The 16,137-nt window shown below is 56.1% G+C and carries 12 protein-coding genes and 2 pseudogenes; 5 read left to right on the top strand and 9 right to left on the bottom strand.

Annotated features, from left to right (window positions below; translation table 11 throughout):
- Window positions 1-154: 154 nt before the first annotated feature.
- The 3 genes and pseudogenes from AAIE02_RS08850 to AAIE02_RS08840 all read left to right on the top strand — a co-directional run.
- The gene (locus AAIE02_RS08850) at window positions 155-1,453 is read left to right on the top strand and encodes a D-amino acid dehydrogenase (protein ID WP_498532388.1); all 1,299 of its coding nucleotides are present in this window, start codon (window positions 155-157) and stop codon (window positions 1,451-1,453) included.
- A gap of 11 nt (window positions 1,454-1,464) precedes the next feature.
- Window positions 1,465-2,535: a catabolic alanine racemase DadX gene (gene dadX / locus AAIE02_RS08845; RefSeq protein WP_498532387.1), complete on the top strand. Its 1,071-nt coding sequence runs from the start codon at window positions 1,465-1,467 to the stop codon at window positions 2,533-2,535.
- A 40-nt stretch (window positions 2,536-2,575) separates the two neighbouring features.
- Window positions 2,576-2,710 (top strand): annotated as a pseudogene (locus AAIE02_RS08840) (hypothetical protein); the annotation flags it as partial.
- On the opposite strand, the pseudogene AAIE02_RS08835 reads toward AAIE02_RS08840, so the two are convergent.
- Together AAIE02_RS08835 and ldcA are read right to left on the bottom strand one after the other, a co-directional pair.
- A pseudogene (locus AAIE02_RS08835) lies at window positions 2,660-4,378 on the bottom strand (potassium/proton antiporter); the annotation flags it as partial. The pseudogenes AAIE02_RS08840 and AAIE02_RS08835 overlap by 51 nt on opposite strands.
- Window positions 4,379-4,461: 83 nt before the next feature.
- Window positions 4,462-5,373, bottom strand: coding sequence for a muramoyltetrapeptide carboxypeptidase (gene ldcA / locus AAIE02_RS08830; protein WP_498532386.1), 912 nt, complete (start codon window positions 5,371-5,373; stop codon window positions 4,462-4,464).
- A 95-nt stretch (window positions 5,374-5,468) separates the two neighbouring features.
- Here ldcA and emtA point away from each other — a divergent pair, with 95 nt between their 5' ends.
- Window positions 5,469-6,080, top strand: a complete 612-nt coding sequence (gene emtA, locus AAIE02_RS08825) for a membrane-bound lytic murein transglycosylase EmtA (protein WP_008454102.1) — start codon at window positions 5,469-5,471, stop codon at window positions 6,078-6,080.
- A 1-nt stretch (window position 6,081) separates the two neighbouring features.
- Here emtA and ycgR read toward each other — a convergent pair whose 3' ends face one another.
- Window positions 6,082-6,813: a flagellar brake protein YcgR gene (ycgR, locus tag AAIE02_RS08820; RefSeq protein WP_008454103.1), complete on the bottom strand. Its 732-nt coding sequence runs from the start codon at window positions 6,811-6,813 to the stop codon at window positions 6,082-6,084.
- 236 nt (window positions 6,814-7,049) lie between these two features.
- Here ycgR and AAIE02_RS08815 point away from each other — a divergent pair, with 236 nt between their 5' ends.
- Window positions 7,050-7,301 (top strand): GlsB/YeaQ/YmgE family stress response membrane protein, encoded by a 252-nt coding sequence (locus AAIE02_RS08815; RefSeq protein WP_008454104.1) that lies wholly within the window; start codon window positions 7,050-7,052, stop codon window positions 7,299-7,301.
- Between the two features lie 65 nt (window positions 7,302-7,366).
- Here the strand turns inward: AAIE02_RS08815 and AAIE02_RS08810 are convergent, their stop codons facing one another.
- The 6 genes from AAIE02_RS08810 to AAIE02_RS08785 form a co-directional block, all read right to left on the bottom strand.
- The gene (locus tag AAIE02_RS08810) at window positions 7,367-9,544 is read right to left on the bottom strand and encodes a TonB-dependent siderophore receptor (protein WP_498532385.1); all 2,178 of its coding nucleotides are present in this window, start codon (window positions 9,542-9,544) and stop codon (window positions 7,367-7,369) included.
- A gap of 240 nt (window positions 9,545-9,784) precedes the next feature.
- Window positions 9,785-11,542 carry an alpha,alpha-trehalase TreA gene (treA, locus tag AAIE02_RS08805; RefSeq protein WP_498532681.1) on the bottom strand — a complete coding sequence of 586 codons (1,758 nt, stop codon included), beginning with the start codon at window positions 11,540-11,542 and terminating at the stop codon, window positions 9,785-9,787.
- A 174-nt stretch (window positions 11,543-11,716) separates the two neighbouring features.
- Window positions 11,717-13,099 carry a serine/threonine protein kinase gene (locus tag AAIE02_RS08800; protein WP_498532384.1) on the bottom strand — a complete coding sequence of 461 codons (1,383 nt, stop codon included), beginning with the start codon at window positions 13,097-13,099 and terminating at the stop codon, window positions 11,717-11,719.
- Between the two features lie 38 nt (window positions 13,100-13,137).
- Window positions 13,138-14,097, bottom strand: a complete 960-nt coding sequence (locus tag AAIE02_RS08795; protein ID WP_498532383.1) for a hypothetical protein — start codon at window positions 14,095-14,097, stop codon at window positions 13,138-13,140.
- 120 nt (window positions 14,098-14,217) lie between these two features.
- A complete protein-coding gene (locus AAIE02_RS08790; RefSeq protein ID WP_166991918.1) occupies window positions 14,218-14,712 on the bottom strand; it encodes an SH3 domain-containing protein in 495 nt (164 codons plus the stop codon).
- Window positions 14,713-15,197: 485 nt separating this feature from the next.
- Window positions 15,198-16,073 carry a helix-turn-helix transcriptional regulator gene (locus AAIE02_RS08785; protein WP_008454110.1) on the bottom strand — a complete coding sequence of 292 codons (876 nt, stop codon included), beginning with the start codon at window positions 16,071-16,073 and terminating at the stop codon, window positions 15,198-15,200.
- Between the last annotated feature and the right edge of the window lie 64 nt (window positions 16,074-16,137).

Here is a 16,137-nt window from a genome sequence, read left to right as displayed (position 1 = left end):
CCCGTACAGGAGATGCTAATTATCCCGCTCCAGCGCTGGCGGGCAGGTTTGTGAGTTTAGTCACCATAATAAAGCCATATGTTGAATAACATATTCAACTGAGTTATCAATATGTAATCAGAAGATTATTCTTTTAGCTAATTGCGGAGCAGATATGCGTGTTGTGGTGCTGGGAAGTGGTGTCGTCGGCGTGGCGAGCGCCTGGTATTTACGTCAGGCCGGGCATGAAGTCACTGTCATCGATCGCGAATCAGGGCCGGCGCAGGAAACTAGCGCGGCCAACGCCGGGCAGATCTCTCCGGGCTATGCTGCTCCGTGGGCGGCTCCGGGCGTCCCGTTAAAAGCCATTAAGTGGATGTTCCAGCGCCACGCGCCGCTGGCCATCAGCCTCGACGGAACCCAGTTCCAGCTGAAGTGGATGTGGCAGATGCTGCGCAACTGCGATACCCGCCATTACATGGAAAATAAAGGCCGCATGGTACGCCTGGCGGAGTACAGCCGTGATTGCCTGAAAGAATTGCGCCACGCCACAGGCATCCAGTATGAAGGCCGACAGGGCGGGACGCTGCAGCTGTTTCGCACCGAGCAGCAGTATGAAAGCGCGGCCAAAGACATCGCCGTCTTGAAAGACGCAGGCGTGCCGTATGAGCTGCTGGAAGCCAGCCAGCTTAACCGCGTTGAACCCGCGCTGGCGGACGTAGCCCACAAGCTGACCGGCGGCCTGCGTTTACCGAACGATGAAACCGGTGACTGCCAGCTGTTTACCCAAAACCTGGCGCGGATGGCGGCGGAAGCCGGCGTTGAGTTTCGCTTCAATACGCCGGTTGATCGTCTGCTTTACGACAACCAGCAAATCAGCGGCGTACAGTGCGGCCAGGAAGTGGTGAAGGGGGATGCCTACGTCGTGGCATTCGGGTCCTATTCCACTGGTCTGCTCAAGGGCATCGCCGATATTCCTGTCTATCCTTTGAAAGGTTACTCCCTGACAATTCCTATTGCCGACGAACAGGGCGCGCCGGTTTCAACCATTCTGGATGAGACCTACAAGATCGCTATTACTCGCTTTGACAACCGCATCCGCGTGGGAGGCATGGCAGAAATCGTCGGTTTTAACACTGAACTGCTGCAGCCACGCCGTGAAACGCTGGAAATGGTCGTCAGGGATCTCTATCCGCGCGGTGGGCACGTCGAGCAGGCAACGTTCTGGACCGGGCTGCGTCCGATGACGCCGGACGGGACGCCAATTGTAGGGCGTACGCCGTTCAAGAATCTCTGGCTTAATACCGGACACGGCACGCTAGGCTGGACAATGGCATGCGGTTCGGGCCAGATGCTGAGCGACCTGATCTCCGGGCATACTCCGGCTATCCCAAGCGAGGATTTAGGCATCGCACGCTACGCGCCTGGCTTTACGCCACTGAGCGCCCGCCACCTTCACGGCGCACATAACTAAAAGGAGCCGTCATGTCCCGTCCTGTGGTAGCGACGCTGGATCTCAGCGCGCTGCGCAATAATCTTGAAGTGGTGCGCAGAGCCGCCCCGCGTTCGCGTGTCTGGTCGGTCGTTAAGGCCAACGCATATGGCCACGGTCTCGACCGTATCTGGTCGGCGTTAGGCACGACCGATGGTTTTGCCATGCTGAATCTCGAAGAGGCCATTTTGCTGCGTGAGCGCGGCTGGAAAGGGCCGATCCTGATGCTGGAAGGGTTCTTCCATGCCGATGAGCTGGCGCTGTTCGACAAATACCGGCTGACCACCAGCCTGCACAGCAACTGGCAGGTGAAGGCGATAGCCAACGCGAAGCTGAGCGCGCCGCTGGATGTTTATCTCAAAATCAATAGCGGGATGAATCGTCTCGGGTTTACGCCCGACCGCGTACACGGCATCTGGCAAAAACTCCGTTCTATCCCGAATGTGGGCGAGCTGACCCTGATGGCGCATTTTGCCGATGCCGAGCAGCCAGAAGGCATTACTGAGCCGATGAAGCGCATTGAACGGGCGGCGGAGGGAATTGACGCCCCACGCTCGCTGTCAAACTCGGCGGCTACGCTGTGGCACCCTGAGGCGCATTTTGACTGGGTTCGCCCGGGGATAATCCTTTATGGCGCCTCTCCGAGCGGGCAATGGCAGGATATCGCCACCAGCGGCCTTCAGCCGGTAATGACGTTGAGCAGCGAAATTATCGGCATTCAGAACCTGAAGGCTGGCGATACCGTGGGCTACGGCAGCCGCTACACCGCCAGCGGCGAGCAGCGAATCGGGATTGTGGCTGGTGGCTATGCGGACGGCTACCCACGTATTGCGGCGGATGGCACGCCGGTCATGGTGGATGGCGTCATGACCCGCCTGGTGGGCAAAGTGTCGATGGATATGATCGCTGTAGACCTGACGCCTTGCCCGCAGGCGGGTATCGGCAGCCCGGTTGAGCTGTGGGGCAAAAACGTCAAAATTGACGATGTCGCCAGCGCCGCGGGTACGGTTGGCTATGAGCTGATGTGTGCGTTAGCGCCGAGAGTGCCGGTGGTGATGAGTTAACGTTTATGCTTCTTATCCCCCCTCCGGGAAGGGAGAGGGGATAAGCCATGTTAACGCCATTTGTTTTCCCCCTCTCCCTCTGGGAGAGGGCCGGGGTGAGGGGAGACTACTCCTCTTCTTCCTCAGCCACCCGGACACCAATCTTACGCACCAGATTGTCCTCTTTCTCGGCCACCGTCCAAATCATTCCGGCAAACTCCACCTGGTCGCCAACCACCGGCGCGCCGCCGAGCATCCCCAGCACAAAATCACCTAACGATTGCTGAGGATCCACTTCTTCATCCAGCGTCAGGCCGTAAATGGTCGCCACGTCGGAGAACTGGGCGCTGGCTTCCAGAATAAAGTCGCCAAAGAAACGCTGATCCAAGTCCACCGGCGGCGACTGGCTAAACAGTTTCCCCAGCGCGGGAAGATCGCGTTCCCGGCCAATAACGCAAAGCACATCGCCTTCTCGCAGGCGGGTGCTGCCCGTTGGGTGAAGCAGTACGTTATTGCGGAACAGCGCGGCAATACGCGTTTCTTCTGGCATATGCAGGTCACGCAGGGCGGCACCCACGCACCATTTCTCTTCGCTTAGCTGGTAGACAAACTGTTCCCACGGATTGTCAGGATGAATATCCAGACCCACGCGCGAAACGGGCCAGCCTACTGGCGGCACGACGACTTTGGCTTTTTTGGCGGCCCAGCCCAGCGACGTGCCCTGGAGCAGCAGAGACACCAGCACCACAAAGAAGGCCACGTTGAAGAACAGGCGGGCGTTATCCAGCCCGGCCATCATGGGGAACACCGCCAGGATGATCGGCACTGCGCCTCGAAGCCCAACCCAGCTGATAAATACGCGTTCGCGCAGATTAAAACCGCGGAATGGCAGCAGACCGGCAAAAATCGACAGCGGACGAGCAAAGAAGATCATCCACGCGGAAAGCAGGAGAGCAGGGACTGCAATCGGCAGCAGATCGGACGGGTTCACCAGTAAACCCAGCACCAGGAACATGCCGATTTGCGCCATCCAGGCCAGGCCGTCGAAGGTTTGCAGGATCCCGAAACGGTTGCGAATCGGGCGGTTGCCCATCACAAAGCCACACAGATAAACCGCCAGAATACCGCTGCCGTCCAGCGCCGTCGTGACGCCAAATACCATAATCCCGCCGCTAAGGGCCAGCATCGGGTAAAGCCCGTGGGGTAAGGTTATCCGGTTAATCATTTGCAGCAGCAGATAGCCGCCGCCGAGGCCAAGCACAATCCCCAGGCCAAATTGCTGAATGATGTGCACGAGGAACAGCCAGCTCAGGCCGGTCTGGTGCTGCTGGATCATCTCAATCAGCGTGATGGTGAGAAACACCGCCATCGGGTCATTGCTGCCCGATTCAATTTCAAGCGTCGCGCCTACGCGTTCGTTCAGGCCTTTCCCACCGAGCAGGGAAAAGACCGCGGCGGCGTCGGTGGAGCCGACAATGGCGCCGATAAGCAGGCCGTCAATCAGGTTCAGGTTGAACAGCCAGGCGGCGGCAATCCCGGTCAGCCCGGAGGTAATTAATACCCCAACGGTTGCCAGCGAGAGCGCGGGGCCCAGCGCAACGCGAAACGAACTCGCCTGGGTTCGCATCCCGCCGTCAAGCAGGATCACCGCCAGCGCCAGGTTACTGATCAGGTAGGCAAAGGGATAATTATCAAACGGGATACCGCCAAGGCCATCGATCCCGGCCAGCATGCCGATAGCCAGAAAGATAACCAGAATGGGAATGCCCAGACGAGAGGAGAAAGAACTTAATAAGATACTGCAAGTTACCAGAACGGAACCCAAAATAAACAGACTGACAATCGCCCCTGCGTCCAAAATCATTCGTCTCCTTTGTCTATGTTGTCGAATTGTAACATGTCATCTGTTACGCAAACGCTCAAAAAGGGCGCTTAAACCGGGCTTCTTTAGCGAAGTACCGGGTGTCCACTTAACGTCAGTCGGGAGGTAACGCCGTCGTGGGCCAGCTCGCCAAACGCGCCGAGCGGCAGCGTCACGGTTTGTGGTTCATGTCCAAAAGGCAGGCCGGAAAGGACAGGCACGTTCAGGCGCTGTTGCAGCGTTTTACGCATTACTTCAAAAGTATATCCTGCATCGTAATCCGTTGCGGTTGTCCCGTTAAAACTTCCTAAAATAATCGCTTTCTGGCGTGACAGAATGCCCGCATGGTAAAGCTGCAGCAGCATGCGCTCAACGCGGAAGGGATGTTCGTTGATGTCTTCCACAACCAAAATACCGCCGTCTATTGGCGGCAAAAACGGCGTGCCGACCAGAGAGATTAGCATTGCGAGATTGCCGCCCCAAACCGTGCCGCTGGCCTGTATCGCGGGCGCATCGTTTTCCCAACTTAGCGTGAACGTCGGTTCGCTGAGCGCCTGCCAGAAGTGGCGCCAGGTATATTCATCCATCTCCTCGGCACCAAAATTTCCGGCCAGCATCGGGCCACTGAAGGTGATGGCTCCGCACTGTGCCAGCAGGGCCATCTGGAAAGCGGTGAAGTCGCTGTGACCGCAAATAATTTGTGGCCGGGCACGAAGCGAAGCCCCAAGACGTGAAAAATCAATGTGCTCAAGCAGGCGGCTCATACCGTAACCCCCGCGCACGGCCAGCACGATGTCCGTTTCCGGCGGCAGCGCCGCCAGCTGATTAAGTTCAGCCAGTCGTTCACTGTCCGTGCCGGCAAAACGCTGAAAACGCCGGGTCACTGCCTGCTGATTGACGACCTGATGCCCATTCTCTTCCAGCTGACGAATGCCCCTGGCGGCGGCCTGTTGATTAATGCAGTAGCCGGACGGGGCGATTAAATGAATCAGAGACATGGCATTTCCTTGCTGAATATGAATTGGTTATCATGCCGCTATCGAGAGCGCTTGTCATCGCCGTTATGGCCGGCCACATCAATAAGGATAGAGGCGTGAAATTAAGAGGGTTTATCATTCTGGTGCTTTTTTTGGCCGGTTGCTCCAGCCATTCTCCGCAGCAGCAGGCACCGTGGGATCCGACGATCCCCACCCAGCGGGCGCTGAACTGGATGCCGCTGACCGAACTCTCCGGCCAGCAATGGGGCGTTAGTCCGAGACTGATAACGGCAATTATTGCGGTAGAGTCGGGCGGCAATCCGCAACTGGTTAGCGCCTCTAATGCCATCGGCCTGATGCAGATCAAAGGCTCCACGGCGGGCAAAGAGGTGTATCGCAATCAGGGCTTCAGAGGGCAGCCCTCGGACAGTGAACTGAGAGAGCCGGCGCGTAATATCGACATCGGTACGGCTTATCTGAGTATTCTGGAACACGGCATTTTGCGGGGAATCAACGACCCGCAGGTGATGCAGTACGCGCTGATTGTTTCTTACGTGAACGGGGCGGGGGCGCTACTAAGAACCTTTGATTCCGACAGGCAGACCGCAATCGACAAAATTAACCGCCTGAGCCCGGATGAATTTTATCAGCATGTAGCGACCAACCATCCTGCGCCGCAGGCACCGCGCTACCTGTATAAGGTCACGCGGGCCATGAACGCCATTTAAGCTATTTCACGCGGTTGGCCTTTTCCCGGGCCGACCGCTCCAGCGAGAAAATAATCTTTTGCAGTTCGCGCTCGACCGCCGGGTTGACGTTTAAGAAACGAAAACTCAGGCGCGGAGTAGAAATGGTCTCGTTTTTACTGTCCACGACTTTTCGCTCTGAAACCATCACCAGCTGCATATCAAAGTAAAACTTGCCCCATTCTACGAGATCCATCTCTACGCGGCCAAAACGCAGCCCGGGTGCAAGGCCCGGCGGTAACGTGCCGTCCACCAGGGCGCCCATTCCACCAAGAGACAGGTCGCAGAGCCGGAAGGCAAACTGAGAACCGTCGGCAAGTTCGGTGCGGCAATAATACTGGGGCTGCGTAGGCGCGGTAATGCGGAAATATTCCCGGCGCTGAACGAACCACAGCGATGGCGGCAGCGGCGTGGTAAACGCCGGGAGATTTTGATATTCCGTCGCTTTAAGGCCGGGCAGGGAGAATTCGACTTTTGCCCCCTGCGTTTCAGCGATGAAATCAATATCGTTGGCCTTCTGCACGGAAAGGTTTTCCCGCGCCTGGCTGCCAAAGTCCAGCACTAAACGCTCCGCCGAGACATCGAGAATTTTGCTGATGAACTGCCCGTTAGACCATTCCAGCCTGACGGGAACCTGCTGTCTGTGTAAATCACGTAACACACCTAATACTGCCAGAGGGGACTGCTTCAGGAACTGATCGTTATAGTGACTCAAGGCTCAAGTCCTTGTTGTGTTTTCAGGTTGTGGTAACGAAGCTTATCGGCAAAACCGCACAAAACTTAATACAAATTTTTGACTATTTTTTCCTGAAAATGCGCATAACCAGGTGAGATTCATCACGTTTTTTTGCAGCCGAACTATACTCTTTTTGACAGCAGGTCGCTGGCCGGGGCGCAGACAGCCTCGGGCGAGCCTGCTAAAGCTCACAATATAGAAGAGGACGTTCTAAAATGGGTATCCTGGCCTGGATTATTTTTGGTCTTATCGCGGGTGTGGTAGCTAAGTGGATTATGCCTGGCAAAGACGGCGGCGGTATTATCCTCACCTGTATTCTGGGGATCGTGGGCGCGGTTGTCGGCGGTTGGGTGGCGACGGCATTGCACCTTGGCGGACCGGTAACCGGTTTTAACTGGCCAAGTTTCTTTGTGGCGGTGATTGGCGCCATTATTGTGCTGGCTATTTTCAGGATGGTACGACGGTAGACAGTCATTCATTACAAAAAAACGGCCCTTCAGGGCCGTTTTTACGTTTAGCTTTCTATATAAGTTTAGAAATCGTAGCCCACGGTCGCAATGATCGAACGTTCCGCGCCCCAATAGCAATAGCCCGTCCCGTAGCAGCCCGCCACATAGTCACGGCCCGTGAGGTTGGTGGCATTAAGCTGCACAAACGCGCCTTTCAGCGACGGTGTCCATGCGCCCATGTCTGCCCGAACCATGGCATCCAGCAGCGTTACGGAAGGAACACGCAGGGTATTTTCGTTGTCGGCCCATTGTTTGCCGATGTAGCGAATCCCTGCGCCCAGGCTCAGGCCATAATCGGCTTTGAACGTGCTCCACAGGCTCGCCATTTGATTTGGCGTGACGTACGGCGTGTTGCCGTCATTACCGTCGATGGCATCTTTATAGCGCACCCGGTTAAGGGTATAGCTGGCGATGGTTGACAGGCGTGGTGTCAATTGAGTGCGGGCTTCCAGCTCAAGTCCTTGTGAATGCACTTTGCCTGCCGGTTCAAAATATCCCCCCTGCACGTTACGGTTCCCCACATCTTTTTGGGTCAAATCGTAAACGGCGGCGCTATACAGATCGCTGGTTCCCACAGGCTGGTATTTTACGCCAGCTTCGTACTGTTCGGCAGTTGTGGGTTTCAGCAGTTTGCCTTCGGCATCGGAAAGTACCTGCGGTGTGACGGCCTGACTGTAGCTCACATACGGCGAAATACCGTTATCAAAGGCGTACAGCAGAGATGCGCGGCCGCTAAAGTGGTTGTCGCTGCGGTTGTCCGTCACGTCACTGTCGATCGCCGTCGCCACCAGATGGCTTTTAGTCACCAGATGATCGTAGCGGCCAGACAGCGTCATATGCCAGCGGTCCCACTTCATCTCATCCTGCAGATAAGCCCCGGTTTGCTCATACTGGCGGCGGCCTGATTTCACCAAAAGCCCCTGATTAATTGTCACGTAGCTTGGGTCACGTGGATCGTAATAATAGTAACCGCCAACGCCACCAGAAACGCCGGTCCACGGATTCAGGTTGGTAGTGTAGCCCGTCCCGTCGGTCAGATCGTTGGTGAACCGGTGATATTCCCCGCCGAGCACCACTTTATGCTGCAGATCGCCGGTCGCGAAGTCGGCTTCTAACTGATTGTCGATGGCCCAGGCATCCAGCGAGGAGTTTTCACGGCTGTAGTAGCGCGACAGTTCGTTATGCGCGGTATCTGCCCAGCCAATTTGATAGGCCTGGCGTAGCGCTACGTTTGAGTGGGTATAGCTGGCGTTTGAGCGGAAAGACCAGACCTCATCGAAGGCGTGAGCAAACTCGTAGCTGTAGATCTGCTGGTGGCGCTTAAAGGCGTCATCGCCCGGCTGTACGTCAGAAAAGCCAGTATCCAGCTTGCGTCCCGTGGTGGTGTAAAGGCTGCCGTCGCCCGGAACAGAACCGTGGTAGCCCCCGGACGGATCTTTTTCCAGGTAGGCTCTTAGTACCAGAGACGTTGCATCATCCGGCTGCCAAAGCAGGGACGGCGAAATAGCGTAACGTTCATCACGCGTGTTGTCATACTGTGTATCACTATTTTTAGTCAGGCCGGTGATACGGAAGGCCCACTGGTCATTAATCGCGTTGGTGTAATCAAACGCCGTGCCGTTGGTGTTGTGGTTGCCGTATATCGCCCGCACGTGGCCTTCTTCGACAAACTGCGGACGTTTAGACGTTTCCATCACCAGGCCACCCGGAACAGTCTGGCCGTAAAGTGCGGAAGACGGGCCTTTGATGACGTCAAGGCGTTCCAGGAACCAGGGATCGACCTGGACCACGTTAAAGCTGCCCGCGTCGCTCATCAGGCGGAGGCCATCAAGGAAGATGTTATTCACGTCGCCGCCGTGGAAACCCCGTAATGCGACGGTATCGTAACGGGTTGCACCGCCGGAGAATCCGGTAAACACGCCCGGGGTATAGTGCAGCGCGCTATTAATGGTTTGCGCGCCCTGGTCTTCCATTTGCTGACGGGTCACGACGGAAATGCTTTGCCCGGTGGTAATCAGCGGCTCGTCGGTTTTGGTCGCGCCACGGGTTGTGGTGGCGGTATAACCTATTGTTGGAGAGGTTGCGGTGTCAGCAGGTTTGGCGGTCACAACCAGTGTTTCTTCAGCCGATGAAGAAAAAGGGGCGATGAGCGCCAGCGTGCAGAGTAAAGCGGAGCGCTTTACGGTAAGGTCCTTTATCATTTTTTGTCCGGAAGTATTGAGATCATCATCCTGATGGAAGTCCTCCGCCGGCATGCGACGGGAAAACGCGGTTTTTAAATGCGGTTTCGAATGAGAATTGTTATCGTTATTATTATCAAGTGCAAGGCGTGCGATGATTTTTAATGCATAAAAGCCCATGAAATCAATGATGATTTCATGGGCTTATTGTTTTAAATGAAATGATTAAGCGGCAATCACGCCGTGGTCAGTATGGTCAGGTTACGGCGCTGGCTTGCTCGAGGCTGGTGAGATCCCCGTTTTATCTGCGGCAGGTTTGGCCGCTTCCGTTACCGGGCCGGGCGTGGCCGAAGGCAGCTTATCCGGCGCATTGTCGCAGGGTTTTTCTTTTGCACAGAGCATATCCAGCATTTTCAGCGCGACGCCGTTGGTCCAGCCGAAGCCATCCTGAAGCGGATATTCACCGCCTCCACCGCCCGCACCTCCGGCTGTGACATCGTATTTTTCAACCAGCTTTTGCTCTTTGTTGTAGAGGCTCTGCACCGTACTCAGGAAGCGGAAGCTGACTTCCAGCGCGAGATCTTTATGCCCGTAATTTTGCAGACCTTCGGTGGCCACCCACTGCAGCGGCGCCCAGCCGTTGGGGGCATCCCATTGCTGGCTGGTTTTTACGCTGGTCGTGGCAAGTCCGCCCGCGCTGAGCAGGTGCTGACGGGTGGCTTTCGCCATCTTGTCCGCTCTGTCCTGCGCCGCCGCATGAACGTACAGTGGGAACAGGGCGGCGGCGGTTAGCTGGTTTCGAACCGTGTGGCTTTTCAGATCGTAATCCGCGTACCAGCCTTCTTTGGCGTTCCACAGGTTTTGTTCAATTGCTTTCTGTCGATCGTCCGCGGCCTGCTTATAGCGCTGTGCTGCGTCGCTATCTTTTGCCAGCTCGCTGGCGTGAGTCAACGTTTTTTCAAGCTGGTAGAGCAGCGCATTAAGGTCCACGGGCACAATGCTTGTGGTACGGATGGTGCCCAGTTGGGCTGGATTATCCATCCAGCGGGAGCTGAAGTCCCAGCCGGAAGCGGCGGCAGCTCGCAGGTCACGATAAATATCCGTGGCCGCACGCGACGGCGTATTTTTCGCAGTGGTGACGTCGTCCAGGTAAGACTCTGTTCGCGGCGTGTCTTTCTCATCCCAGTAACGGTTGAGCAGGGCACCATTTTTGAGTTTCACCACGCGGGCATGGGCTTCGCCCGGTTTGAGGGCGTCGCTGCCCTCCATCCACCAGCTGTACTCCTGCTTCAGCTGTGGCAGATAGGTTGTGTAAACGCTATCCCCTTTATTCTGCGCCAGCAGTTCCACCATCATGGCGAAAAACGGCGGCTGTGAACGGCCCAGGTAGTAGCTGCGGTTCCCGTTGGGAATGTAGCCCCAGGTATCGATTTCGTGGGCGAAGTTGTCCACCATATTTTGCACGTCATCCCAGCGCCCACTCTCCGCCAGCCCCAGCAGGGTGAAGTAACTGTCCCAATAGTAAAGCTCGTGGAAGCGTCCGCCGGGCACAACGTAAGGTTTTGGTAGCGGGAGAAGCGAGTCCCATTTGTTGTCGCTGTTCGCGGAACGGGTCAGTTCTGGCCAGAGCCCGTTGATATGCTCCCGCAGGCTTTCTCCTTCCGGCGGCACAGACTTTTTTTCTTCCTTTGGCAGGATAAAGTTCACATCAACAAAATGGCGTAAGTCGAACCCCGAGAGCCGGCGCTGCATACGATAATCAGCAAGGATCATCAGCGGATCGCCCTTGGGCACGGCATCCGCAAAGGTTTTCTGGTCGGGGAACAGCTTCGCGGTCTGGACATCAATAAACAAAGGCCCAAAAAGCTCGTCAGGCGATTGAGGCTCGGGCGGGCGTGGGGATTCGGTTTCCTGGGCTGCAAACGAAGCAAGCGGCGTAAGGCCAAATACGGCACCGGCAGCGGCCATTTGGGCCGCAAAGCAAAGCGCATAAGGCCGGCGCAAAACGGGTTTTATCATCATTCATTCTCCATCGACGGGACGCAACACGCTACGTTGCGATCAACTCCCTGAAAACCTTAGTTGAATTTTCCGAATTTCGAGCGCCGTTGAAGATAAAAAGAGAAAAACCGGATTATTTACCCCATAAAAAAGCCCCGCAGAGCGGGGCTGAAGTATTCGTTAAGTCTGTAATCACCCCTGCGGGTTTACCAGCCACGTGCCGGAATTCGTTACCACAATAGTTTGTTTGCGGGGCGTTTCACCGCCGCTCAGCGTCAACAAATATTTCCCGGCAGGGAGCTGAAGCGACGCAAAACCGTTGGCGGCGGGCGTCAGCTTTTGCGCTTTGCCGTTGACCGCCAGCTGTTCGCCGTCGTTCATTCGAACATACACTCTCGCGAGCGTGCTTTCAGCCGCGACGGCTACAGGGGGCGCGCTTGCCTGCGCCGGGCTTTGATTCGCTGCAAGCGGCGCGGGAGCAGGTTCCGGCGAGCTTACTGAAGGGCTTCCCCGGCCAAAAAGTACCGCGCCAACAATCAGACCCGCGACGGCGCCCGCACCAATTTGCAGGGCAGGTTGATAGCGCTTCCAGAGCGGACGCGTCGCCGTATTCTCTGGATCTTCTACCGGCACCAGCGCGGTACCCGTTTTTTTATTACCGATCAGTTCACGCACGTCGTCTGGCTGGATATTCAGCAGGGCCGCAAAAGCGTCAATGGATTGGGGGCGATCTTCCGGCTTCAGCGACAGCGCTTTATCAACCGCCTGCAGTAAATTCAGGGAATAGCCCTCGGGCTGGTTTTCCGCGAGCTGGATGCAGCTGTCCTGAATACTGCGGGCGACGCTGGCAGGCGGTGCATTGCCGGTAATCAGCGTATAAAGCACGGCTCCGACGGCGTAAATATCTGTCCACGGCCCCAGCTGGCTTGCCAGATCTCCGGTGTACTGCTCCAGCGGTGCAAATCCGGGGTGAAGCAGGGTATTGCCTTCATCCAGCGAGCCTTGTCCCCGGCGTGGCGCGCCGGTATTGAGCAGGATGGGCAGCCCGTTATCCTGAATTTGAATGCTTTTCAGCGACAGGTTGCGGTGCAGATGTTCGGCCGCGTGAAGCGTTGCCAGCGCGCCGCAAAGCATGGGCAGCATCCGGCGTATCCACGTTTCATCGATCAGCGACGGCTGCTGCTTTTGCAGTTCATCCAGCGTAATGCCGCTATAAAACAGCGTCACGACGTAAGCGGTATTATTGTCGCTCCAGATGCGCAGCACCTGAGGCAGATTCGGGTGATTAAAGTGCGCCAGCTGACGCGCTTCCTGCATAAAACCGTTCAGACCGGTGGTGTAGACCAGGTGGTCGCGCTCGCTGTGCAGCACCAGCTCCATCACGTCATTGCGCATGACGTAAGCTTTAGGCATGTATTCACGGATAGCCACCAGACGTTCGAGCTGATGATCCCACGCCCGGTAAAGAATACTGATCATGCTGGCGTCGATGGCTTCCTGAATTTCAAATTCGTCAAAGCGGTAGCCAGGCGGCAGAGCATTGGGCACTTTTGGAATAAAATCGTTATCTATCATGATGTTCTCTGCGCGTAGTCATGCAACATGCGGCGTATTTATTTTTGGGCTCGCCAGGCACCCGCGGCAGGGTCGCGCAGCTGCGGGTGCAGGGACTCGACCAGCAACAACGTAATGGCCGTCCCCGGCGTCACCCAGCCGGACCAGAGCTTGCGCACCTCGTTGAGCCGCGTCTGGAGACGCTGTTCATCCAATGCCATGTCGCGAGACACTTCCACGGCAACGGTGCCGCTGGCTTTCCAGCCGTTAATTTCAGGGTGGTAAGGCAAAATAAGCCAGCTTTGCGGTGCCTGTTCATTGCTGACGACCATGCGCTCATTGTTCACGCTGGTGATAAGCAGACTGTCGGCGTCCGCTGAGGGGTTCAGTCCGCTGACCGGGAAACCGTGGACAAACGTCATCATAATGCGCTTTTCGCCGCCGACGCCGCGCTGCACCACTTCGCTGGTGCCGTTCAGCCAGCCGCCTTTTTCACATTTGCCATTCTCTTTACCCGGAATAAACAGGGAACTGCTGGAGGCATCGCCCTGCCAGAATGTGCGCAAGTGGCAGCCATCCTGTAGGGTAAATTCCAGCCATGGCGTGCGGTCGAGAGGCGTGGAAAGATCTTCCGGGCGCTCATTACGGGTCGCAACCGAAGAAAGCGGGGACTCGATAGTCACTCCCCAGTCGCTGGTTTTGGTGGCAGACCCGCGAGCAAGGGAAGCCCCCTCGGGATCTTCAAGCTGCCAGTTGACGCGCTCAATCTCGCTGCACTGATTTTCCAGAAGCGCGCCGAGGCGAGGCATGAACGTTTTCAGAATAAGGGGGTTTTTATCCCCGTTTGCCACAATTCGAACCGGAAGATCGCTTCCGCACCAGCTTTGCGGGGCATTGCTTTTGATGTTGTCTATCCACACGTCCAGCTTTTGGGACGGCGATTGAACGATGCGGTAGTTCCCTGCCCAGACGGTAGTGGATGCCAGCAGCAACGCCATACCCGAAAGCCAGAGTTTCATAAAAATCCTTGTTAGCCTGTGTGTAAAGAGGGGCTACGTTAACGCCCATACAGGTTGCCGGGCGTTTCGTTGCTACTCTCATACCAAAATCTTTGGTTAGAAAACCCCCGAAGGGGAAGTTTAATTAATGATCCACGTTCCGTTGTCGGCGTTCTGGCAGGCTTTGCTTTTATTATCTACCGCAACGCAGGTGGATTTTTTGGCCGCGCGGCGAGGGCGAGGCCGGTCTTTTTTCAGCGTCTGGGTATACAGCTCGCTTTTGACCAGCGCCCTGAGCGGCACATAGCCCAGCAGCTCTTGTTTATCCTGCTCGGCGATAGCAAACCAGTGATTTTCTACCTCGCCCAGCACCGTGTAGCTTTGGCCGTTTTCAAGCTGGGCCAGCACTTTGCCACCAAAATCGGGTTTGCTCATGATGGAGCCCGGATAAAGCGCCCGATACTCGGCGTCAACAGGCGTAAACTCTTTTGGTACTTCAACGACATAGCGGTGAGTCAGGGTGACGCCGTTTACCGTGCTGGTCACAATGGTGTCGTCGGTCATCTTCGGCGGCGGCGCTTTACAGCCGACAACCGTAGTGACAACAAGGAGGACTAACAGGCTTCGCAATTTCATTGAGACGTTCCCTGAGAAAAAGGTTAAAACTCAACCGCCGCGGGAGCAAGGAGCGCCGCACAGGAAAATTATCCACGACGTGAGATACGCCCACGCAAAACGGTGCGGCGGCTTGAGTATCTCGCCGGCGCAAGGAATTCGCGTGGTTTCAGCATAGTAGCGTGATTTTACATAGCCCGGTTAACAATTCAATGGTGTTATAACAGTGGAATAACCTATTACGTACATGAAGGTTTGATGCCGGGTTAGCGCAGTAAAAAATTGGGCTGAGGTAAATGTAATCGGCTCGCCACTTAAAAGGAATGAAAAGCAGGGAGATGACGGTAATTTTTTGAATTTATTTGATAAATTCAGACTTTTCGTTGTGGTGTTATTTTTATTCTGTGGTCAATGCAAATCGTCTTTTGGGGTTTCCCTGAGGTTATTCTTAAAACAATAAAAAAACATCGGGCCGTCTTCAGGATGCCCTATGAGAAGGCAGAGGTTCAGGCTCCGCTCGATTGAGAAAATAACCGCAAAGCTCGCTCACCTGTTTCATCTATCGGCAGGTAAACCAGCAGCCTTGAACCGTCTCGCGGGGCAGAGTACCAGTTGACCTGTTGCATACCGAAGGTGCCGATCTGCGGATGCGTATACTGTTTGATATGGTTTTCGATATTGCGGATTTCATAGCGCTGCTCCCAGAGCGTTTTAAACGCGGGAGAGGCGGTGAAAAACGACTCCAGCAGCGCTTCCCAGCGCGGGTCGCCGCGGTGCTCGGTGATCCCGGCGCGGAACCAGCCGACAAACTTGGGCAGCACATCTTCGTTACAGTCCACCCGGCTGCGCCAGGTCTCATTGGTCAGATATTGATAAATGCAGTTGCGATGCTCCGGCGGTTCATTGTCGAGATCGACCCCCATTAGCTGGCAAAAATGTGAATTGTAGCCGAGGATGTCGAAGTTCGGCTTCTGGATACTGGCGGGGTTGGGCATCAGGGCGTCCAGCATCCGGCGGGCGGCGGGGCTGAGCCCCTCGCACTGCGCGGCGGCGGGCGCTTCGGACGGAGGCAGTCCGGCCAGAATAAACAAATGACGGGTTTCCGCCGGGGAGCACTGCAGCGCGCTGGCGATCGCCGCCATGGCGCTTGAGGATGGATTCACTTCTCGGCCCTGTTCCAGCCAGGTATACCAGGTTACGCCGATGTCAGCCAGCAGCGCCACTTCTTCACGGCGAAGGCCGGGCGTGCGCCGACGCCCGCTGCGCGGTAGCCCCAGCCGCTGCGGGTCCAGACTTTCACGCCGGGTGCGTAAAAACAGCGCCAGCATTTTACGGCTGTCGTCCAGCGGGCCATGCCGCAGCTCAGGCTGAGTGATGAGCATCACAAATACTCCAGAATAGTAGTGCCAGTACCAGTATAAGTAAGAACTGGTACCCGGTTAAATG

Source organism: Cedecea sp. Ae19-4 (genome assembly GCF_059801165.1).
The sequence above is the reverse complement of the archived record's forward strand: the minus strand, read 5'-3'. Positions and strand labels throughout refer to the sequence as shown.